The sequence below is a fragment of the Streptomyces sp. NPDC020898 genome, assembly GCF_044333925.1.
In the GTDB taxonomy this organism is placed as follows: domain Bacteria; phylum Actinomycetota; class Actinomycetes; order Streptomycetales; family Streptomycetaceae; genus Streptomyces.
Map to the genome: position 1 here is coordinate 332,618 of NZ_JBIRRV010000008.1, position 19,782 is coordinate 352,399.

Consider the following 19,782-nt stretch of genomic DNA (forward strand, 5'->3'; position numbering starts at 1 on the left):
TCTTTCAGGGGCGCGGGGCCGCATCGATTTGCGGCTCCGCCGCGGGGCGCGAACGGCCCCCACCGGCCCGCAGTCCCCCACGCACCGAACCACCCCACCCCTCTCGGGCCAATCCCACCCGAACCCTCTGAGAGAATGGTGAGCATGGCCTCTGATCGTCCCCGCGTGCTCTCCGGAATCCAGCCCACCGCAGGCTCGTTCCACCTCGGCAACTACCTCGGCGCCGTCCGCCAGTGGGTAGCCCTCCAGGAGTCGCACGACGCGTTCTACATGGTCGTCGACCTGCACGCGATCACGCTCCCGCAGGACCCGGCCGACCTGCGCGCCAACACCCGGCTCGCCGCCGCCCAGCTCCTCGCGGCCGGCCTGGACCCGGAGCGCTGCACGCTCTTCGCGCAGAGCCACGTCCCCGAGCACACCCAGCTCGCCTGGATCATGAACTGCCTCACCGGCTTCGGCGAGGCGTCCCGCATGACCCAGTTCAAGGACAAGTCCGCCAAGCAGGGTGCCGACCGGGCGAGCGTCGGGCTGTTCACGTACCCGATCCTCCAGGTCGCCGACATCCTGCTCTACCAGGCGAACGAGGTGCCGGTCGGCGAGGACCAGCGCCAGCACATCGAGCTGACCCGCGACCTCGCCGAGCGCTTCAACGGGCGGTTCGGCGAGACCTTCACGATCCCGAAGCCGTACATCCTGAAGGAGACGGCGAAGATCTACGACCTTCAGGACCCGTCGATCAAGATGAGCAAGTCGGCGTCGACCCCGAAGGGGCTCGTCAACCTGCTAGACGACCCGAAGACCACCGCGAAGAAGGTCAAGAGCGCGGTCACGGACACCGACACCGTGATCCGCTTCGACCCGGCCGAGAAGCCCGGCATCAGCAACCTGCTCGGCATCTACTCGACCCTCACCGGCACGGAAATCGCCGAACTTGAGCGGAATTACGAGGGCAAGGGCTACGGTGCGCTCAAGGTGGACCTCGCCGAGGTCGTCGTCGACTTCGTGACGCCGTTCCGGGAGCGCACCCAGCAGTATCTGGACGACCCGGAGACGCTCGACTCGATCCTGGCCAAGGGCGCGGAGAAGGCACGGGCCGTCGCCGCGGAGACGCTCGCCCAGGCGTACGAGCGAGTCGGCTTCCTGCCCGCGAAGCACTGACACCCGTACCACCCGCCGCACGGCGCACGACCCGGCGCCCAGAGCGCTGCACATCACTACGGTTGCGCCTGCCCGCAGACCCGCCGTGCCCGTACAGTCGATAGCCGACCGGTACGAGCAACACCCCATATGAACAACCGGCATGAGTGACACCGATGCGACGAACAGGAGACGACGTGGGGACCGTAACGATCGGTGTGTCGATCGCGGTCCCGGAGCCCCACGGCAGCCTGCTCCAGGAGCGGCGCGCGGGCTTCGGCGACGCCGCTGCTCACGCTATCCCCACCCACGTCACGCTGTTGCCGCCCACGGAGGTCGACGGCTCGGCGCTGCCCGCCATCGAGGCACACCTCGTGGAGGTGGCCTCCGCGGGCCGGCCCTTCCCGATGCGGCTGTCCGGCACCGGCACCTTCCGGCCCCTGTCGCCCGTCGTGTACGTCCGGATCGCCGAGGGCGCGGAAGCCTGCACCTGGCTCCAGAAGCAGGTCCGTGACGCGTCCGGGCCGGTGGCGCGCGAACTCCAGTTCCCGTACCACCCGCATGTGACGGTCGCGCACAGCATCGACGACGAGGCGATGGACCGCGCCTTCGCGGAACTCGCCGACTATGAAGCGGGCTGGCCCTGCACCGGCTTCGCCCTCTACGAACAGGGCGCCGACGCGGTGTGGCGCAAACTGCGCGAGTTCCCCTTCGGCTCGGCCGCGGTGCCGCCGCAGGCGACCCACGCGGAACACGACACCCTTCCGACCAGGTAGTCCCGGCCCTTGGCCCCTCTGCCATCGCCGTTTCCGGGGTACACGGGCATGGGGTTTTCCCAAATGGCCGTAACGAGGGCAGAGTCGGATCATGGACTGGCTGAAAAAGCTCCCCGGCGTCGGACCGATCGTCGTCCGCCTGATGGCCACGCACGCGTGGCGGTCGTACGAACGCCTCGACCGCGTGAAGTGGTCCCGGCTCGCCGCCGCGATGACCTTCATCAGCTTCGTGGCGCTGTTCCCGCTCCTCACCGTGGCCGCCGCGGTCGCCGCGGCCACGCTCAGCACCGGGCAGCAGCACGAGCTGGAGGACAAGATCGCCGAGCAGGTGCCCGGTATCTCCGAGCAGCTGGACATCGACGGTCTCGTCCAGAACGCCGGCACGATCGGGGTGATCGCGGGCGCCGTGCTGCTGTTCACTGGCATCGGGTGGGTCGGCTCGATGCGGGAGTGTCTGCGGGCGGTGTGGGAACTCCCCGACGACGAGGGGAACCCGATACTGCGGAAGGTCAAGGACACCGGTGTGCTGGTCGGGCTCGGCGGCGCCGTGCTCGTCACGATCGTCGCGTCCACGGTCGCCTCGGCGGCGGTCGGGTGGGTGGCACAGGGCGTCGGCATCGACGAGGCCGGCTGGGGCGCGGTGCTGCTGCGCCTGGCCGCGTTCGCCGTCGCCGTACTCGCCGCCTTCCTGCTGCTCCTGTACGTCCTCACCCTGCTGCCGGGGGTGGAGCCGACCCGGCGGCGGCTGGTCGTCGCCGCGTTGATCGGGGCGGCCGGGTTCGAGCTGCTGAAGCTGTTGCTCAGCAGCTATATGCAGGACGTGGCCGGGAAGAGCATGTACGGCGCGTTCGGCGTCCCCGTGGCCCTGCTGCTGTGGATCAACTTCACGTCGAAACTCGTCCTCTTCTGCGCGGCGTGGACGGCTACGCCGAGCGAGGACGCGTCCGACGAGGCGGACGCCTGAGGCCGTTGTTCTTCGCCCCCGCCGCCCCTACCCGTCCCATCCCTGGGGGCTGCGCCCCCAGACCCCCGCTGTCGGCCCTGAACGGGCCTTGTCCTCAAACGCCGGACGGGCTGAATTACTCAGCCTCTCCGGCGTTTGAGGAGCGGGGGTTCGGGGGCGGAGCCCCGGAGGATGGGACGGGTAAGGGCGGCGGGGGCGAGCGAACTCACCGGCGCCGGCGTACCAGTTCCGGCAGGGGCCACCGGCGGTTGATCAGGAACGCGCCGCCCGCCAGCAGCACCAACACCCCGCCGGTGATCGCGAGGGCGATACCGATCCCGCCCTCGTCCGACCCGGCCTCGGACGACGCGTTCGCCAACGGTGACGCGGAGGCGTCGCCCTTGCCGGATCCGCCCGCCTCCCCGGAACCCGAACCGGAATCGGAAGCCGTCTCGTCCGCGTCCGGCTGGGCGCTCGACCCCGCCGCGCCCCTGGGCGCGACCAACTCGCCCACCGGCTGCACCTTTCCGGCAGCCTGGAAGCCCCAGTCGAGCAGCCGGGCGGTCTCCTTGTAGACCTGGTTGTGCTCGTCCTTCTCCGGGTTCATGACCGTGACCAGCAACACCTTGCCGCCCCGCTCGGCAACCCCCGTGAAGGTCGAGCCCGCGTTGGTGGTGTTGCCGTTCTTCACACCCGCGATGCCCGGGTACACGCCGACCTCCGAGGCACCGGAGAGCAGCCGGTTGGTGTTCTGGATCTCGAAGGACCCCCGAACCACCTTGCCCTGCTTGTTCTTCTTCGTCTCGCCCGGGAACTTGGCCGTCACGGTCGAGCAGTACTCGCGGAAGTCCTTCTTCTGGAGCCCGGAGCGGGCGAACAGCGTCAGGTCGTACGCCGACGACACCTGCCCCCGCTCGTCGTAGCCGTCGGGGCTCAGCACGTTGGTGTCGAGCGCCTGGAGTTCCTCCGCGTGCTCGTTCATCTCCTTGACCGTGGCCGCGACGCCACCGTTCATGTGGGACAGCACGTGCACCGCGTCGTTGCCGGAGCGAAGGAAGACGCCGAGCCACAGATCGTGGACCGTGTAGGTCTCCTTCTCCTTTATGCCGACCATGCTGGAGCCGGCGCCGACGTCCGCGAGCTCGGCGGCCGTGACCTTGTGCTCCATCGTCTTCGGGAACTTCGGCAGCACGGTGTCGGCGAACAGCATCTTCAGCGTGCTCGCCGGAGGCAGCCGCCAGTGCGGGTTGTGCGCGGCGAGCACATCACCGGACTCGGCGTCCGAGACGATCCACGAGCGGGCGCTGATGTCCTTGGGGATCACCGGCACCCCGTCCGAGAGGTTCACCTGCGTCCCGGCCTCCCCGAGCCGTTCCCCGCCCACGGTCGACATGTTCGCCGGGGGAGTGGCCGACGGCGTGCCGCTCGGCGTCGGTGACGGCGAGGGCTTCGGGGCCGCGAACGCCGGTACGGGCGCGGTCAGTGACAGGGACAACGCGGACAAAAACGTGGCGGAAGTGACCAGCAGAGATTGCTTGGTGGTCTTTTTCGAGGCGGACACGATCGAGAACGTACATGTACGAGCCCGCGAAGTCGTACCGCGCCCTGACCACGCAGTCGCGCCGTCCTCACCACCCCGGCCGAGGGACCCGGCACCGGACGGTGATACTGGAGTCATGAAGCTCAGCCGTCCCGTCTCCTGGTTCCTGCTCGCCTTCGGGGTGTGGAGCTGGGTCATCTGGGTCACTTTCGTCAAGAATCTTGTCAAGGACGGCAGCGGGCTCGCGTTCGACGACGCGGGGACCCCGACGTCGTATTTCTGGGTGCATCTGGTGCTCGCGGTCGTCTCCTTCGTACTGGGGACGGTTGTCGGGGGCATCGGGTTGCGCGGACTGCGCGCTTTGCGCCAGACGTCATAACGGGAGACACACCCGCATGGTCATCGTTTTCCTGCTCCTCGCGGTCGCCGCGCTTGTCGCCCTGCACTGGTACATGTGGCGCCGCCTGGTGCGCGACACGACCCCCGGCCCCGGCCGCGCCCGCCGCGTCGGCACCGTGGCGTACGTCGCCGCACCCGTACTGATGATCGCCGCGTTCGTCGCCGAGCGCGGCGGCGCGCCCTTCTGGCTCCAGCGCACGCTGGCCTGGCCGGGCTTCCTGTGGCTGGCCCTGTCCATCTACCTGGCGCTGGCCCTGGTCGCGGGCGAGGTCGTACGGCCACTGCTGCGGCGCTTCCTGGAACGGCGCCGGCCGGCCGAGGTGCCCGTACCGCCCGTACAGCTCCGAAAGGCCGAAACCGTACCGGCGACCGCGTCCGAGAGCCCGGCATCCGCCACAGGGACTCCTGAGACCCCGGACGCCCCGAACACGTCGGATGCCCCGGACTCCTCGGCCACCCCGGATTCCCCCCGCCTCCTCGCCGCCCCCTCCCGGCGCCTCTTCGTCTCCCGTGTGGTCGCCGGCTCGGCCGCCGTGGTCGCCGCCGGGACCGTCGGATACGGCACGTACGGCGTCGTGCGCGGCCCCCGGGTGAAGCGCGTGACCGTGCCGTTGGCCCGACTCCCGCGCAGCGCCCACGGGTACAGGATCGCCGTCGTCAGTGACATCCACCTCGGGCCCGTCCTGGGCCGGGGTTTCGCGCAGAAGGTCGTCGACACGATCAACTCCACGCAGCCCGACCTGATCGCGGTCGTCGGCGACCTGGTCGACGGCAGCGTGAAGGACCTCGGCCCCGCGGCCGCCCCCCTCGCCCAACTCCGGGCCCGCCACGGGGCGTTCTTCGTGACCGGGAACCATGAGTACTTCTCCGGCGCCGAGGAGTGGGTCGAGGAGGTACGGCGGCTCGGTCTGCGCCCGCTGGAGAACGCGCGTGTCGAACTGCCCGCCTTCGACCTCGCCGGTGTCAACGACATCGCGGGTGAGAGCGAGGGCCAGGGCCCCGACTTCACCAAGGCGCTCGGCGACCGCGACACCTCACGGACGAGCGTGCTCCTCGCCCACCAGCCCGTGCAGATCGACGATGCCGTCGAGTACGGCGTCGATCTCCAGCTCTCCGGTCACACCCACGGCGGCCAGATGTGGCCCGGCAACTTCCTCGCCGACCTCGCCAACCCCACCCTCGCGGGCCTGGAACAGTACGGGGACACGCAGTTGTACGTCTCCCGGGGCGCCGGCGCGTGGGGGCCGCCGACGCGGGTGGGCGCGCCGTCGGACATCACCGTCGTGGAACTGGCGTCGCGCCAGGCGTGAGACGGGGACGGGGCCGGGGACGCCGTCCCACGGTGGAAGAGTGGATGATGGGGGCGCTGCTCCCGTCAACTCCCCGTCCCTTGAGGGCGGTTCCCGTCGTAGCGTCCGAAGGAGTTCCTCCGCCATGACCGCGAAGAGCGTGTCCCCGAAGACCACGACCGCCAGGACGGGGCACCTGCCCGACACCGGCACCCGGCCCCTCGCCGCCCTCCGGCGCTTCGGCCGGCAGCGGCCGTTGATCTCCGCCACCCTCGAAGGCTTCCTCACCGGAGCTTCCGTGCTGGTCTGGTTCGCCCTCGCCGTTCTCCTCGACCTGGAGAACATGTCCGCCGATCCGTGGGAACCCCAGTACCCGAGCGCCCGGCCCTTCTATCTGCTCGCGTACGTCACCGCGGGATCGCTTCTGCTCACCCGGCTGCTGCGCGGCCGCCCGGGTCTCCCGGGGCAGCGGCTGGGGCGCGCTGTCGACCTGGTGATCGCGGTCAGGGCGGGTGTGGTGATCGTGCTGTGGACCGTGCTGGTGTGTATGGCGGCCGTGGACTGAGGGGCGATGTCCACCCGAAGACAGAGGTGAGGAGAAGGCACCGAGGACGAAGGAGAGTCCGTCTCCCCTCGCCCGGCTCGGGGCAGCCGAAAGGCTCCTTTGAGGGCACACGGGTCCTGAAACCCTGGGCGCATATTGCCCTGAGCGTGGGCGTCGCCGTGGCGATCTGGTTCCTGCCGGACGCGGCCGTCCGGCCGGTCGCTGTGATCGAGACTCTGGTCCTGCCGCTCACCGGCGTCCTCGTCGCCCGGACCCTCGGGCGGGACGCCTGGCTCTACTCGGCGCTGGACACCGGCGCCGAGGACACCGAACCGGGCAGCACACGCCCGGTGCCGACGGCCTGGCTGCCGTATCTGCTCGGCGAACTGCGGGAGCGATCCGGCCGGCAGTTCTGGTACGCCGAGTACCGGACGCTGATCGAGGAACGCCGGCGTCAGCTGTAGAAGGACGACGGACTCTCCGGGCCGAGTCTCACACCAACGTGCGGGCAGGGTAAGGGATGTGGGGACTTAACGGGATTCTGACGCGATCTCGCTCCAATGACATTCGCCCGAGTGACGCCGGAGGGGTACCCGACGCAGCACCATGTGTGGTGAAGGTGTGGGCGGGGTGAGGAGCAAACGTGTTGAGACGCAACGCCTTCCGGTTGCCCCGGCATCCGGCGTCCGTCGGGCTCGCCCGGCGCCGGGTCCGGGACCATCTGGCCGACTGGGGGCACGACGCCGACGACCCGGCGCTGGCGGACGCCGTCCTGCTCGTCTCCGAGCTGGCCACCAACGCCGTACGCCACGGCCCGCTCCTGGAGCGGGAGTTCGAGGTCGCCGTGACCGCCCTCGCCGACGGCTCCTGCCTCATCGAGGTCTCCGACGAGAGCGCCACGGAACCCCGGCTCAGATCCGTGAACGAGTGGGAGGAACACGGCCGCGGCCTCCACCTGGTCGAGCACCTCGCGACAACCTGGGGCGTCTGGAGCCGAGGAAAACACGGAAAAACGGTATGGGCCCTGGTAACGGCGCCCCTGTAGGGGCGCGGGGACAGACGCGCCCAGTAAGGCGCGCCCCTCAGGGGCGCGGGGAACTGCGCGACAAGCCACGACGAACCCGCACCTGAACAACCGGACAGTCAGCCCCCCCCCGAAGAGGCCCACCCGAACTCACGCACACACCCCCCGCTCCGGCAAAGTCACCGTAACCGCCAACCCCCCGCCGGAGGCGGTCCGCACGGCCACCGACCCCCCGTGCGCCAGCACAACCCCCTGCACGATCGCCAGCCCCAACCCGCTCCCCGCCTCGCCCCCCGCCCGGAAGAACCGGTCGAAGATACGCGCCGCATCCTCCTCCGCCAGCCCCGGCCCCTCGTCCGCGACACACAGCCGTACGACACCGTCCACCCGCTCCACACCGAGCCGCACCGGCACATCAGCGGGCGTATGGGTGCGGACGTTTCCCACCAGATTGCCCAGCACCTGCCGCAGCCCCGACTCGTCGGCCCGCACCAGCAGCGCCCCCTCGGCGGCCACGCTGACCGGCCGCTCCGGTTCCTGGATCCGCAGATCCTCCGCCGCCTCCCGCACCAGACGGCTCAAGTCGACGTTTTTCAGCCGTAGTTCGGGCCGCTGGTCCAGCCGGGCCAGGGTGAGCAGCTCGTCCACCAGGCGCCCCATGCGGTCCGCCTCGCCGTTCATCCGGTCCCAGGCGCGCCGGCGCTCGTCCGGGTCGGTCAGCATGCCCTTGTCGTACAACTGGAGGTAGCCGCGTATCGCGGACAGCGGGGTGCGCAGTTCGTGCGAGGCGTCGGCGACGAACCGGCGCAGCTGGGCCGCGCTGCGCTCGCGGGTGCGGTACGCCGACTCCACCTGGTGGAGCATGGTGTTGAGGGCGACCCGCAGCTGTTCGACCTCCAGGGTGGCCTCGCGGCTGGACGGGACCCGCCGGGTGAGATCCCCCTCGGCGATGGCCGTGGAGGTCTCGACCATGTCCTCCAGGGGCGCCATCCGGCGGCTCACGCTGAACATCGTGAGCACGGCGAGCAGCGCGAGCAGCAGCGTCCCGACGGTGAGGTCGAGCTTGAGCGCCTTGCCGAGGACGTCGTGCAGGGCGTCCGTCGAGGTGGCGAGGAGCACGGTCGTGCCGTCGGCGAGGTGGGCGGCGGTGACACGGTAGGGGGCGCCCCGCACCCGCAGGTCGTGCGGTTCGTCGTCGCGGACGAGGGCGGCCGGGTCGGAGACGGCGGCGGCGAGGGCGCGCTGGTTGGCGGTGGGCGTGAGCCCGGCGACGGGCGTGGCCTGCCCGTTCGTGCCGACGACCACGAAGATGCCGTCGGACACCAGGGAGTCGGCGTTCGCGGACCCGGTGCCCGACGAACTGCCGCCGGTGTCACCGGAGTCGAGCGGGAACCTGTCGGTCAGTGCGGCGAACGCGCTCAGCGAGTCGATCTGCGCCAGCGTGACCCGGGAGCCGCCGATCGAGTCGCGGGTGCCCATCAACTCCGTGTCGACGCTGTCGAGCAGATACAGCCGCATGCCCATCACGCTCACCACGGTCGCCATGACGATGCCGAGGGCGAGCAGCGCCACGTTGGCCATCGTGAGCTTGGCCCGCAGGGAGTGGATCCCGCGGTTGCACCGGAAGGTACGGCCCCATCCCGCCCCGAAGGCGCGCCCCCATCCCGCCCCGATCCTGACGAGACTCATGCCAGCCCGTATCCGACACCGCGCCGGGTGGTGATCACGGGCGGTCCGAGCGCGTCGAGCTTGCGCCGCAGATAGCTGATGTACGTCTCGACGACCGTCGATTCGGGAGGCGTGTGCTCGTACTGCCAGACGTGCCGCAGGAGTTGCTCCTTGGACACGATCCGGCCGCCGTTGCGCACCAGGAACCGCAGCAGCGCGTACTCCGTGGGAGTCAGCTCGACGGTGCCGCCCGCGCGGTGCACGCTGTACGTCGACTCGTCCAGCTCCAGGTCGCCGTAGCGCAGCGGCGGCCGCTGGGGCAGCACGTCGGCGGGCCGGGTCCGCCGCAGCACGGCGGTGATCCGAGCGACGACCTCATCGATGTTGAACGGCTTGGTGATGTAGTCGTCACCGAAGCCGAGGGCGCCGACGATCTCGGCGGGCGCGTCCCGCGCGGTCAGGAAGACCAGGGCCAACTCCGGTCGCCGCTCGCGCAGTTCACGCCCCAGGGCCCGTCCGTCGCCGTCCGGGAGCATGATGTCGAGCAGCGCCACATCCGGCCGGGTGCGCTCGGCGAGCAGCAGCGCCTCGCGGACGGTGCCCGCGATCATCACCTCGAAGCGGTGGTAGCGCAGGGCGATGGCGAGGACGTCCGCGATGCTCGGTTCGTCCTCCACGACCAGCACGGTGCCTGTGCCTCTGCCTGTGCCCGGAGCCGTCATGTCCCCAGTATCGGCGGGAGCACCGACAGCCGGGGCCCGTCGGTGCTTTGGAGTTCCTTGAGAGTCATGGCCGGCCCGTGTCCAGGCCCGCCCGCGCACCCAATTCTGTTGCCAGGACCTGGGGGACCAACCGAATCCAACTACTTATGCATAAGGAGCTGTTGAGCGTGGCGGCATTGGCGCGGTGGTGCTATCGGCACCGGCTGGTGGTCCTGTTGCTGTGGGTGGGGGGCGTGTTCGGACTGGGCTTCGCGGGTTCCGCCGCGGGCACGGACTACGCGAACACCTTCTCCCTCCCGAACACGGACTCCACGCGTGCGTACGACCTGATGGAGAAGGCCTTCCCACAGACCTCGGGTGACACCGACACGGTGGTCTGGAAGGTCGACGAGGGCACGGTGGGCGACGAGTCCGTACGATCCCGGATCGAGCCGAAGCTGGCGGAGATAGGGAAGATGGCGGGGGTCGGCGAGGTCACCAGCCCGTACGCCTCGGGCGGCGCGGCCCAGATCAGCGAGAACGGGCGGATCGCCTACGCCCAGATCACCTTCACCGAGCAGGCGAACTCGGTCCCCAAGGAGACGGTCGAGGACGTCGTCGACACGGCCCAGGCCGCCGAACGGGACGGACTCCAGGTCGAGTTGGGCGGCCAGGCGATCACCAGGACCCAGGAGCCGCCCACCGGCATCGCCGAGATGGTGGGCATCCTGGCCGCGGCGGTCGTTCTGTTCCTGGCCTTCGGTTCGCTCTTCGCGATGCTGCTGCCGCTGGTGGTGGCGATCGCCGCCCTGGGCTCCGGCCTGATGGCGACGTCACTGCTCAGCCATGTCACCGACGTCCCCGAAGTCGCCCCGCTGCTCGCCTCGTTGATCGGCCTCGGCGTGGGCATCGACTACGCGCTGTTCATCGTGACGCGCCACCGACGGGGCATCCTGCGCGGCATGAAGCCCGAGGAATCGGCGGTGACCGCGCTCAACACCTCAGGCCGCGCAGTGCTGTTCGCGGGCGGCACCGTGTGTATCGCGGTCGCCGGCATGCTGGTGATGAACATGCGCTTCCTGGACGGCGTGGTCATCGCGACCTCCCTCATGGTCGTCCTGAGCGTGCTCGCGGCGACAACCCTGCTCCCGGCCCTCCTCGGCCTCCTCGGCATGCGCGTCCTCAGCCGCAAGCAGCGCCGCAAACTGGCGGCGACGGGCCCGGAACCGGCCGAGGCGAGCGGCCTCGCGGCGCGCTGGTCGTCGTACGTCGAAAGGCGCCCGCGCTCGACGGCGGCACTGGCCCTGCTGGCGATGCTGATCCTCGCGCTCCCCGTCCTCTCCATCCGCCTCGGCGCGACCGACCAGGGCAACCACCAGGAGTCGACGACCACCCGCCAGGCCTACGACCTGCTGGCGGAGGGCTTCGGCCCCGGCTTCAACGGCCCCCTCCAGGTGGTGGTCGCCGAGGGCGACGCGAACGCGCTCGTCTCGACGATCCGTACGACGGAGGGTGTGGCCCAGGCCGCCGCGGCGCCCCCGTCCCAGGGCATCACGGTGATCCAGGTGGTTCCGACGACGTCCCCCCAGTCGGAGGACACGGACCGGCTGATCGACCGCCTGCGGGACGAGGTCATCCCGGCCTCCGGGACCGAGGCTCACGTCGGCGGCGTGACGGCGATCTTCAAGGACTTCGCGGCGGTGACGGGCGAACGCCTGCCGTACTTCGTGGCGGCGATCATCACCCTGGGCTTCCTGCTGCTGATGGTGGCGTTCCGCTCGTTGATCGTCCCCCTGACGGCCGCGCTGATGAACCTGATCGCGGCGGCGGCTTCCTTCGGCGTACTGGTCGCGATCTTCCAGTGGGGCTGGGGCACGGAACTGCTCGGCGTCGGCAAGGAGGGCCCGATCACGGCGTTCCTCCCCGTCATCATGCTCTCCCTCCTCTTCGGCCTCTCGATGGACTACCAGGTGTTCCTGGTGAGCCGTATGCACGAGGAGTGGGTGCACACGAAGGACAACGCGAGGGCGGTCCGCGTCGGCCTCGCGGAAACCAGCAGGGTCATCAACTGCGCGGCCCTGATCATGATCTGCGTCTTCTCGGCCTTCGTCCTGAGCGGCGACATGGAGGGCGCGATGGCGGGCATCGGCCTCGCGGCGGCGGTGGCACTGGACGCGTTCATCCTCCGTACGGCCCTGGTGCCGGCCGCGATGCACCTGCTCGGCAACTCCAACTGGTGGCTGCCGGCAGGCCTGGAGAAGCGCCTGCCGCACCTCGCGGTGGAACCCAAGGAGGAGACGGAGGAACCGGCCTTGTCGACGGGCGGCGCCTCGGTGGTCCACGGCCTCGTACGTGACATGGAGGGCGCGCCGGTGGCTGGCGCGACGGTCACCCTGCTCTCCATGGGCGGCGGTCAACTGGACCGCGTCACCTCTCTCGCCGACGGTTCGTACATCCTCTCCGTCCCGGCACCGGGCGCGTATCTGTTGTCGGCGACAGCGGCCCCGTACGGCTCGCGGGCCCGCCACGTGAGGGTGGACGACGGCCCGCTGGTCTACGACGTGGAGCTGACGGAGGTGTCGGAGGACGAGGTGGACGCGGTGAACTGACCCACGCTCAGCCCTACTTGGCCTGCTGCCCGCCCTTCCCGGTCGCCTGCTCCTCGGACGGCTCGGGAAGGGCGTTGGTCATCCCCGGCAGGAAGTCGCTGAACAGGTCATGGACTTCGCGTACGAGCGGACGCAGCACCCGGAAGCGGGCCAGCGACACCCCCCGTGCCGTGAGCCGGGCCCCGCGCCCGGCGAGCCGATAGGTGCGCTCACGCCCCTCGGTCCGGTCGTAGATCCAGTACATGACCATGCCCATCTGGGACAGCCACATCAACTCGGGCAGTACGTCCCGCAGTTCCTCCGGCACCTTGGCCTTGGACCCGGCGAGCACCTCCCGGTGCACGTCGATGGCCTGCGTGCGCGCGTGCTCCGACTCGGCGGAGAAGGGGCTGAGCGGACTGTTCGGATCGGCGGCCGTCTTGAAGAACTGCACCGCGAACTCGTGGTACGGAGCGGCCACATCGAGCCAGGCCCGGTGCACCCCCGCGAGCCTGGCCTCCAGGTCGGTCTCCCGGTCCAGCACCTCCCGCGCGGCCACCTGGTACTCGCCGGCGAGCTGGTCGTAGAAGCCCTGGATCAGGTGCTCCTTGCCGGCGAAGTAGTAGTACGCGTTGCCGACGGAGACCCCGGCCTCCTGAGCGATCGCCCGCATCGTGGTCTTGTCGTACCCACGCTCCTTGAACAGCCGCATGGCCGTCTCCAGGATCAGCGCACGGGTCTGCTCACTCTTGGCGGGGCCACGACCGGTTGAACCAGGTGAACCAGGTGAACCAGGAGAATCGGGCGAATCAGAGGACTCGGGTGACTCGGGGAACTCGGGGCTGTCTTTCGCTGCTGACACGGAAACGAGCCTAACCAGTGGAGCAGGCGCCGCTGTCGCAGCCGGGTGTGCCGTGGGTCCACCCGAAGCTGGGGTCGTACGACCACCCGTCGGCCCGCCGGTACACCTGCCGGCCGCCCTTGGCGGTACCCCACTGGTTCCCGCGCCACTTGGCGGCCGCGAGAACGGCTCCCTTGGCGAGCCGGGCCCCGGCCGGGGTGGCGAACCGATGGGCGAGCGGCCGGTGCTCGCGCAACGCCCACAGCACGACGACCCAGGCACCGGTGCCGCGATAGACCTGCCCGGAGTCCCCGACGACGGTGATGTCGTCGAGGGTGGCGGAGTGGTCCAGGGTCGGAAACAGCCCCCGCGCCCGCTCCGAACCCGCCGGAACCAACGCCAGCGGCACCAGCTGCGGCTGCCGTTCGAGCCAGCCGCGCACGAAGGTGCACAGGGAACAGTCGGCGTCGTACAGAACGGTGAGCCGGCGGACCGGGACGCCCCCCGTGGCATCCCGGTCCGCGCGGGCGGTGGTGTCCCCCGACCCCACCGCGTTCATGTGGCTCATCGTGGTCACGCCCCGGCAGCGGGGGCGACCCAGCCCTGCGGCGCGACCGGCGGCACCTGCTCTCGCTCCATGACACCCCGCCGCCGGATCTTGCTGAGGACGAAGACGTTGGCGAGGTGCATGACACCGAGCACCAGCAGCACGACCCCGAGCTTGGTCGAGAGCGCCTCGAAGACCTCCCGGGTGCTGCTGATATCCCCGTCACCGCTCAGATAGAGGGCGACGAACCCGAGGTTCACGAGATAGAACCCGACCACCAGAAGATGGTTGACGGCCTCGGCGAGCTTCTCGTTCCCACGCAGCACATCAGCGAGAAAGACCCGCCCGTTACTACTGAGGGTGCGCGCGACCCAGACGGTCAGTGCGACGCTGACCAGCAGGTATATGACGTATGCGACGACTGTGAGGTCCATGTCCCCGTCCTTGTCCCCATGCCTTACTCATGCCTTCTGAACGACTTGAACGCGTTCAAAAGTGCTTACGGGGAAGACTGTAGACCTGTTTTTGAACACGTTCAAGTCCTCGGTGGAGTGGGCTGATCACGTAGCAGGGCAAAGGGGAAGGGCGGTTCGACATCGAACCGCCCTTCGTCTCTCCGCGGTCAGGACCGCCCGAGCTCCGGCCGTTTCCTGTAGTCCGTGAAGCCGATGACGTTGCCCCACGGGTCGGCGATCTCGACGGTCCAGCCCGTGGCGGTGGAGAACGGGGCGTCGAGCGGGGCGACACCGGCGGCCGTCAGGGCGCGCGTCGCCGCCTTGGCGTCCGGCACCTCCAGCCACACCCGGGGCGAGGGCCACGGAGGCGGCCGGTGACCGAGCGCCTCCTCCACCCGCAACAGCAGGCCCGGTGTCTCGCCACCCACCCTCAGCACGGCGATCCCGGCCTCGTCCAGCCGGGCGGCGACACTGAACCCGGCGCGCTCATAGAAGTCGACCGCCTCGGCGAGGTCACCGACGGGCAGCAGCACGTTGTCGAAACCGAGCAGTTCGTACGACTCGTCATCTGACATGGCGTCAGGGTAAGGGGATGGTCGGCGGAATCCTTGGAGGCGTGTACGGCGATCGGGCGTGGCCGGGTGTGATCAGGGGGTCCGCTTGGGCTGCCCGGCTTCGAGGATCTCGGCCACATCGAGGCTGATCTTGGCACCGATCGAGTCGGGGAGGGTGACGATCTCGCCGGGGGCGTGGATGCGGTGGGTGGTGTACGCGTTGCCCTCGGGGTCGGTGAGCACATGAAGGCGCTGGTGCTTGCGGTCGACGACCACATAGACGGGCACCTTGGCGGCTGCATAGGCGGTGACCTTGGTCTGCAGGTCGGCTTTCCAATTGCTGGAGGTGACTTCAAGGACGAGTTGGAAGGCCACTGGCTCGTAGCAGTTGTTCTCGACGTAGTGCTCTTCGATGTCGGCGTCGACGACGACAAGATCAGGGATGGCGTAATCCTCGGTGCCACTGGGCAACCACAGACCGACGCCTTGGAGTACCTCTGTCTCGCTTCCGTCGATGCCGGCCGCGACGAATGGGCGCGTAAGTCTCGCCAGCGCACGTGCGTGGGGGAGGTCCGGGGGCGGGGACACGAGGATCAGGCCTCCGATGATCTCGACGCGGTAGCCCGGATTGCGCTCCATGAGGCGGTTCGCCTCCGCGATCAGCGGACGGTCGCCGTGAGGCTGCTCGGCAGCTGTTGCGGACATCAGGTGCCTCCCGTTGGGCTGGTGTCGAGGCCATCATCGTAGGCCGGGAGGAACAGGTGTGCCCCCTTCACGTCGCGTCACCCGATCGTGTGCCCGGCATGCCCGAGGGCCCCGTCTCCTGCGGAAACGGGCCCTCGGCGACGTACTCGCGGCACTCAGCCGATCACCCGACTGCCATCCGGTTCTGCCACCAGGGCGCCGCGCTGATGACTTCCTTGCCGGACCCCGCCACGACACTCGTCCTGCCGCCCGAGTAGACCCGTACGGTGCCGTCGGAGCGTACGGCCCAGATGTCGGGGATGGAGTCGCCGTTGACGTCGGGCGTGCCCATCAGGTGCAGCATGGTGGTGTTGCCCCAGCCGGCCGCGCCGTACTCGGTGTCGGTGCCTTCCTTGCCCAGCGAGGTCAGATCGACCCCGCCGGTGGCGGCGACGCCCTTGCGGAGCCACAGTTTGTCCGTGTTGTTGTCCCGGAGGATGAGGTCGGTGATGCCGTCACCGCTGACGTCCCGGGCGATGACGATGTCCCGGTTGGTCCAGCCCGACGCAGAGAGCCGGGTCGCCCCGTCGACGGTCGCCCCGTGGTAACCGGTGAAGGCCCACAACTGGTCCCCGATGGTGCCAATGAAGTCGGTGTGCCCGAACTCGGTGGCGAAGCCCGCAGACACGATCTGGGTCAGGGTCGATGGGCTCGGCGCACCCTCCGGCAGCAGGATCTCCCGGCGCTTGTCGATATTGACGGCGCCGTAGCCGTCGCCCGGGTACACCCACAGCTTCGCGCCGAGGCGCACGACGAGGTCCTGGAGGCCGTCGCCACCGTAGATGTCACCGTTGTGGGTGATCAGGGCGCCCTTGAAGTGGCCGTCGGGAGCCTGGACGAACGGTGGCAGGTCGTCGCCGTTGGGGTCCTTGTCCGGGTTGCCCCGGTAGCCGCCGGGCATCGAGTAGTCGACGAGGTCGCCGGTGCCCTGGGTGAGGTCGGTGACGGTGGCCTGCGAGGGATACATCCCCAGGTTGCCGGCCCCGGTGACGACCATCATGTCGGCGAGTTTGTCACCGGTGAAGTCTCCGGGTGCGTCGGCCTGGTCGCGTGGTGTGACGTAGAAGAGGTACTTCGTCGGATCGGAGACATTGCCTGCGCCGTCGACAGTCCGGATGTACAGCACGTTCGGTCCGGCGGCCGGGGGCTTGGCGTTCGAGAGGGTCGCGCTGACAGTGACGGCGGTACCGGCCGTGCGGTTCAGGGTGAACGCGTAGCTGGGCGAGTTGAATCCGTACTCGTACCGCACCACATCCGTGTTGAGGGCACGCACGGTGAAGGAGCCAGGTGTACCGAACTTCTTGGTGCTCCAGTTCGCGTCCTCGGCGCTGTTGCCGAAGCCGTTCTCACTGCCGTCGGCGTTGGGGAAGTCCGTGGAACTGACCTTGGGCGGCTTGGGGGCCGAGAGGTCGAGGATGAAGCGGCACGGTGTCTTGGCCGGTGAGAAGCCGGAGGAAGTGCCGGCGTCGTCGAAGGCCCGCACCCGCCACGAGTAGAGGGCGCCGTTGGTCAGCCTGCTGGTCGGGAAGGCACTGGTGGTGCGCAGTGCCCTTTCCTTGTCGGCGCCGGCGGACACCGTACCCGTGGAGCCGAGCATGTCGCCGGTGGTGCCCCACTTGCCGTGCGGCCAGAGGTCGAAGTCCAGGTAGTCGAGGTTCTTGTCCTTGTCGGACGCCCTGGCGGTGAAGGTCAGGCTGCCGGCGCCCATGCGGACGTACGGCTTGGTGGTGGTGCACTTGGCGTCGGGGCCGAGGTCGAGGGCGTCGGGTGCGGTCGGCCTGCGGTTGTAGACGAGCTCCACCACGGGCGCGTTGTCACCGTTGGCCTGGAACTTCTTCCACGAGTACTGGGAGTGCTCGTCCGTCGCCCGCATGCCGAAGGTGATGGTGTCCTCGCCCTTGTCAGCACGCTGCTGCGCTGCCTTGCGCACGTCGAACGTCTCGTACGCGTCCCGGCAGCCGGACTTGTAGCCGTGGGCGAAGCTCTTGGTCGCGAACCTGTTGCCGTCGTGCAGCCGAGGAGCGTTCTTCCAGTTGGTACGGGAGTTGATCTCGCCGGTGAGGTGCACGCTCATCGCGCGGGAACTGCAGGACCAGGAGTACGTCTCCAGGACGCGCAGCTTCGCACTCTCGATCTTTGTGCCCTTCAGATCCTTGTCGAAGGCGATGTTGAAGTACGAGCGGGATGTCCCCCAGGTGTCGGACTCGAAGCCGACGCGGGCCTCGTGCGTTCCGCCCTTGTTGAAGCCCTTGCCGTTGTAGAAGGTTGCGTTGGGGTGACGGCTGTAGGCCGTGGTCCAGTTCTGGGTGTGCTTCTTCACCGACGGGTCCACGAAGACCGGGTAGGTGGTGGCCGGGTCGGCGAGGAAGTCCTGGTCGGGGGTGAGCAGCCAGTTCGCCCCGGACAGGTCGGCCTCGACCAGCTCGCCGCGCGAGTCAGGGGAGGGACCGTCGAGGGACGGCAGGCTGAGCGTGGCGGCCGAACCGGTCTGCGAGGCGGCCGGGGTCGGCTCGGCCGGCGCGGACGGCAGCGGGGATTCCGACACGGTCGGCGCGGGTCCGTCGGATGCCGAGGGCAGGTCCTCCGGGTCGGCGTCCGTCTGCTCGTCCGACTCGACCAGTTCCTCTTCGGTGGCACTGGCGCTGGCAGTGTCGCTGGGTGTGGCGCCGGTCCCGTCGGTGGGGACGGGGGACTCGGACGCGGTCGGCTGCGCGGTGGCACCTACACCGCCGTCTGTGACAGCCGGCGCCCCGCTGCTGTCCCACATCAGCGGAGTGGGCGACATGGCGACTTCGGCGGAGTAGGCGTTCTCGGCGGTGAGGATGCCGGTGATCGGGTCCAGGCGGAAGGTCAGGTCCGGGGCGCTGATGCCGTACGAGAGCTGCTGGGCGTGTGGATCGGCGGCGGCCGCGCGGTTCTTCAGGACGATGAGCTGGGCGAAGCCGTCGTCCTCGGCGGTGAGGACCAGGTCGGCTCCGGGGAAGATCTCCGGGTACAGGGCCCGGGAGCCGTCGATGATCGGGGTGGGAACCGCACCCGGCCAGGTGAGCTGGATGTCGTAGCCCCCCTCAACGGTCAGGGTGACCAGGGGAGTCGCAGTCTCCTCGGCGGCAGCTGTGGTCGCGTTCCTGACGCCCTTGACAAGGGAGACTCGGCGCACGGTGTCGCGTGAGGAGCGCTCCTGCCCGCGTGCTTCGGCACCGTCGGAGCCGGCCGAGAACACGATGCGGGTGTTGGTGGCTCCGGGTTCCCAGCCGGCCTCGGTGCGGCGCAGGTCGTAGTCGATGGGCTTCCACTCGCCGTCCACCTTGGCCCGGATCGGCGAGGAGTACAGCTGCTTGGCCATGCGACCGTCGGGCCGGGCCCAGGTGTTGGAGCGCGCCGTGCGCAGCGCGGTGACCTCGACAGGCTTCCCGGTTTTCACGGCGCGTGTGATCGCCGCGGCCTCGGTGACCGGCTTTAGGTTTCGGCCACGGTCCGCCTCGCCGACGGAGTCGGCATCGTCCAGGCCGAAGCCCACGAAGACCATGCCGGTGGCGGCGAGGGCCGCCACGAGTATGGCGGCGGTGGTCCGACTTCCGGGCATGCGGCGCCTGTTGCGCGTCATCGGGCGAGTTCCCTTTCCCCCTCGGAACCGGGCGCGCGACAAGGCGCGACCGGGCCCGCCGATGATGACCCATGAGTCGGCTGTCGTCACGCTTTGCGAAGGCGCGCGCGAATTGAGTAGGTCGATCGCCGGGCCCGTATTGGTGATTGGCTCCGCCCGCCGATAACTGCCTCGCGGAGCGACAGCCGTGATCTCAACCGGCATGAAATGCCACTAACTCCCCTGATTCGAGCGGCATTTGTAAAGGGAAGTTAAGAATTGCGTAGTAGATCGCAAAGGGGTGACACCTTCCGATACCTCGGATAGGTCGCGCTCCACCTATCACCAACCGCTACAAGGTGTTACGCACCGTGTCGATCATCGCATCCGCACAGGTGATCTAGCGAAACGCCACAGAACCGTCACAGAATCTGCGGCATCTGTTA

General features: G+C 69.2%; 18 protein-coding genes. 9 read left to right on the forward strand and 9 right to left on the reverse strand.

Annotation, left to right across the window (positions count from 1 at the left end; all coding sequences use genetic code 11):
- Positions 1–144: 144 nt before the first annotated feature.
- From trpS to ACH4TV_RS26360, 3 genes are all read left to right on the forward strand, one after another.
- Positions 145–1,158, forward strand: coding sequence for a tryptophan--tRNA ligase (gene trpS / locus ACH4TV_RS26350; RefSeq protein ID WP_398402159.1), 1,014 nt, complete (start codon positions 145–147; stop codon positions 1,156–1,158).
- A 176-nt stretch (positions 1,159–1,334) separates the two neighbouring features.
- Entirely contained in the window at positions 1,335–1,913 is a 579-nt protein-coding gene (locus ACH4TV_RS26355; RefSeq protein WP_398402161.1) for a 2'-5' RNA ligase family protein, read from the forward strand.
- Positions 1,914–2,004: 91 nt separating this feature from the next.
- Entirely contained in the window at positions 2,005–2,877 is an 873-nt protein-coding gene (locus ACH4TV_RS26360; RefSeq protein WP_398402162.1) for a YihY/virulence factor BrkB family protein, read from the forward strand.
- A gap of 205 nt (positions 2,878–3,082) precedes the next feature.
- Here the strand turns inward: ACH4TV_RS26360 and ACH4TV_RS26365 are convergent, their stop codons facing one another.
- Positions 3,083–4,417 (reverse strand): D-alanyl-D-alanine carboxypeptidase family protein, encoded by a 1,335-nt coding sequence (locus ACH4TV_RS26365; protein ID WP_398402164.1) that lies wholly within the window; start codon positions 4,415–4,417, stop codon positions 3,083–3,085.
- Between the two features lie 115 nt (positions 4,418–4,532).
- Here ACH4TV_RS26365 and ACH4TV_RS26370 point away from each other — a divergent pair, with 115 nt between their 5' ends.
- The 5 genes from ACH4TV_RS26370 (at position 4,533) to ACH4TV_RS26390 (ending at position 7,673) form a co-directional block, all read left to right on the forward strand.
- Positions 4,533–4,775 (forward strand): SCO4848 family membrane protein, encoded by a 243-nt coding sequence (locus tag ACH4TV_RS26370; protein ID WP_398402166.1) that lies wholly within the window; start codon positions 4,533–4,535, stop codon positions 4,773–4,775.
- Between the two features lie 16 nt (positions 4,776–4,791).
- A complete protein-coding gene (locus tag ACH4TV_RS26375) occupies positions 4,792–6,105 on the forward strand; it encodes a metallophosphoesterase (RefSeq protein WP_398402168.1) in 1,314 nt (437 codons plus the stop codon).
- Between the two features lie 124 nt (positions 6,106–6,229).
- Positions 6,230–6,649 carry a hypothetical protein gene (locus tag ACH4TV_RS26380; RefSeq protein ID WP_398402170.1) on the forward strand — a complete coding sequence of 140 codons (420 nt, stop codon included), beginning with the start codon at positions 6,230–6,232 and terminating at the stop codon, positions 6,647–6,649.
- 146 nt (positions 6,650–6,795) lie between these two features.
- Positions 6,796–7,092: a hypothetical protein gene (locus ACH4TV_RS26385; RefSeq protein WP_398402172.1), complete on the forward strand. Its 297-nt coding sequence runs from the start codon at positions 6,796–6,798 to the stop codon at positions 7,090–7,092.
- A 179-nt stretch (positions 7,093–7,271) separates the two neighbouring features.
- On the forward strand, positions 7,272–7,673 hold the full coding sequence (locus tag ACH4TV_RS26390) for an ATP-binding protein (RefSeq protein WP_398402174.1): 402 nt from the start codon (positions 7,272–7,274) through the stop codon (positions 7,671–7,673).
- Between the two features lie 129 nt (positions 7,674–7,802).
- Here ACH4TV_RS26390 and ACH4TV_RS26395 read toward each other — a convergent pair whose 3' ends face one another.
- Together ACH4TV_RS26395 and ACH4TV_RS26400 are read right to left on the reverse strand one after the other, a co-directional pair.
- A complete protein-coding gene (locus tag ACH4TV_RS26395; RefSeq protein WP_398402354.1) occupies positions 7,803–9,233 on the reverse strand; it encodes an ATP-binding protein in 1,431 nt (476 codons plus the stop codon).
- 104 nt (positions 9,234–9,337) lie between these two features.
- On the reverse strand, positions 9,338–10,042 hold the full coding sequence (locus tag ACH4TV_RS26400; RefSeq protein WP_398402176.1) for a response regulator transcription factor: 705 nt from the start codon (positions 10,040–10,042) through the stop codon (positions 9,338–9,340).
- 176 nt (positions 10,043–10,218) lie between these two features.
- Between ACH4TV_RS26400 and ACH4TV_RS26405 the strand changes: the two genes are divergently transcribed.
- The gene (locus tag ACH4TV_RS26405) at positions 10,219–12,630 is read left to right on the forward strand and encodes an MMPL family transporter (RefSeq protein WP_398402356.1); all 2,412 of its coding nucleotides are present in this window, start codon (positions 10,219–10,221) and stop codon (positions 12,628–12,630) included.
- A gap of 13 nt (positions 12,631–12,643) precedes the next feature.
- Here the strand turns inward: ACH4TV_RS26405 and ACH4TV_RS26410 are convergent, their stop codons facing one another.
- The 6 genes from ACH4TV_RS26410 to ACH4TV_RS26435 all read right to left on the reverse strand — a co-directional run bounded on the left by ACH4TV_RS26410 (position 12,644) and on the right by ACH4TV_RS26435 (position 19,357).
- The gene (locus ACH4TV_RS26410; protein ID WP_398402178.1) at positions 12,644–13,321 is read right to left on the reverse strand and encodes a TetR family transcriptional regulator; all 678 of its coding nucleotides are present in this window, start codon (positions 13,319–13,321) and stop codon (positions 12,644–12,646) included.
- Between the two features lie 160 nt (positions 13,322–13,481).
- Entirely contained in the window at positions 13,482–14,009 is a 528-nt protein-coding gene (locus ACH4TV_RS26415; RefSeq protein ID WP_398402179.1) for a thiol-disulfide oxidoreductase DCC family protein, read from the reverse strand.
- A 14-nt stretch (positions 14,010–14,023) separates the two neighbouring features.
- Positions 14,024–14,431, reverse strand: coding sequence for a hypothetical protein (locus tag ACH4TV_RS26420; RefSeq protein WP_398402181.1), 408 nt, complete (start codon positions 14,429–14,431; stop codon positions 14,024–14,026).
- Positions 14,432–14,619: 188 nt separating this feature from the next.
- Positions 14,620–15,027, reverse strand: coding sequence for a VOC family protein (locus tag ACH4TV_RS26425; protein WP_398402183.1), 408 nt, complete (start codon positions 15,025–15,027; stop codon positions 14,620–14,622).
- A gap of 72 nt (positions 15,028–15,099) precedes the next feature.
- The gene (locus ACH4TV_RS26430; protein WP_398402185.1) at positions 15,100–15,711 is read right to left on the reverse strand and encodes a Uma2 family endonuclease; all 612 of its coding nucleotides are present in this window, start codon (positions 15,709–15,711) and stop codon (positions 15,100–15,102) included.
- Between the two features lie 163 nt (positions 15,712–15,874).
- Complete coding sequence (locus ACH4TV_RS26435; protein ID WP_398402187.1) at positions 15,875–19,357, reverse strand: DNRLRE domain-containing protein; 3,483 nt, start codon at positions 19,355–19,357, stop codon at positions 15,875–15,877.
- Between the last annotated feature and the right edge of the window lie 425 nt (positions 19,358–19,782).

Coding starts and splice junctions, on each gene's coding strand:
- trpS (WP_398402159.1), top strand. CDS start 145: ATGGCCTCTGATCGTCCCCGCGTGCTCTCCGGAATCCAGCCCACCGCA.
- ACH4TV_RS26360 (WP_398402162.1), top strand. CDS start 2,005: ATGGACTGGCTGAAAAAGCTCCCCGGCGTCGGACCGATCGTCGTCCGC.
- ACH4TV_RS26370 (WP_398402166.1), top strand. CDS start 4,533: ATGAAGCTCAGCCGTCCCGTCTCCTGGTTCCTGCTCGCCTTCGGGGTG.
- ACH4TV_RS26375 (WP_398402168.1), top strand. CDS start 4,792: ATGGTCATCGTTTTCCTGCTCCTCGCGGTCGCCGCGCTTGTCGCCCTG.
- ACH4TV_RS26380 (WP_398402170.1), top strand. CDS start 6,230: ATGACCGCGAAGAGCGTGTCCCCGAAGACCACGACCGCCAGGACGGGG.
- ACH4TV_RS26395 (WP_398402354.1), bottom strand. CDS start 9,233: ATGGCCAACGTGGCGCTGCTCGCCCTCGGCATCGTCATGGCGACCGTG.
- ACH4TV_RS26400 (WP_398402176.1), bottom strand. CDS start 10,042: ATGACGGCTCCGGGCACAGGCAGAGGCACAGGCACCGTGCTGGTCGTG.
- ACH4TV_RS26410 (WP_398402178.1), bottom strand. CDS start 13,321: ATGCGGCTGTTCAAGGAGCGTGGGTACGACAAGACCACGATGCGGGCG.
- ACH4TV_RS26415 (WP_398402179.1), bottom strand. CDS start 14,009: ATGAACGCGGTGGGGTCGGGGGACACCACCGCCCGCGCGGACCGGGAT.
- ACH4TV_RS26420 (WP_398402181.1), bottom strand. CDS start 14,431: ATGGACCTCACAGTCGTCGCATACGTCATATACCTGCTGGTCAGCGTC.
- ACH4TV_RS26425 (WP_398402183.1), bottom strand. CDS start 15,027: ATGTCAGATGACGAGTCGTACGAACTGCTCGGTTTCGACAACGTGCTG.
- ACH4TV_RS26430 (WP_398402185.1), bottom strand. CDS start 15,711: ATGTCCGCAACAGCTGCCGAGCAGCCTCACGGCGACCGTCCGCTGATC.
- ACH4TV_RS26435 (WP_398402187.1), bottom strand. CDS start 19,357: ATGACGCGCAACAGGCGCCGCATGCCCGGAAGTCGGACCACCGCCGCC.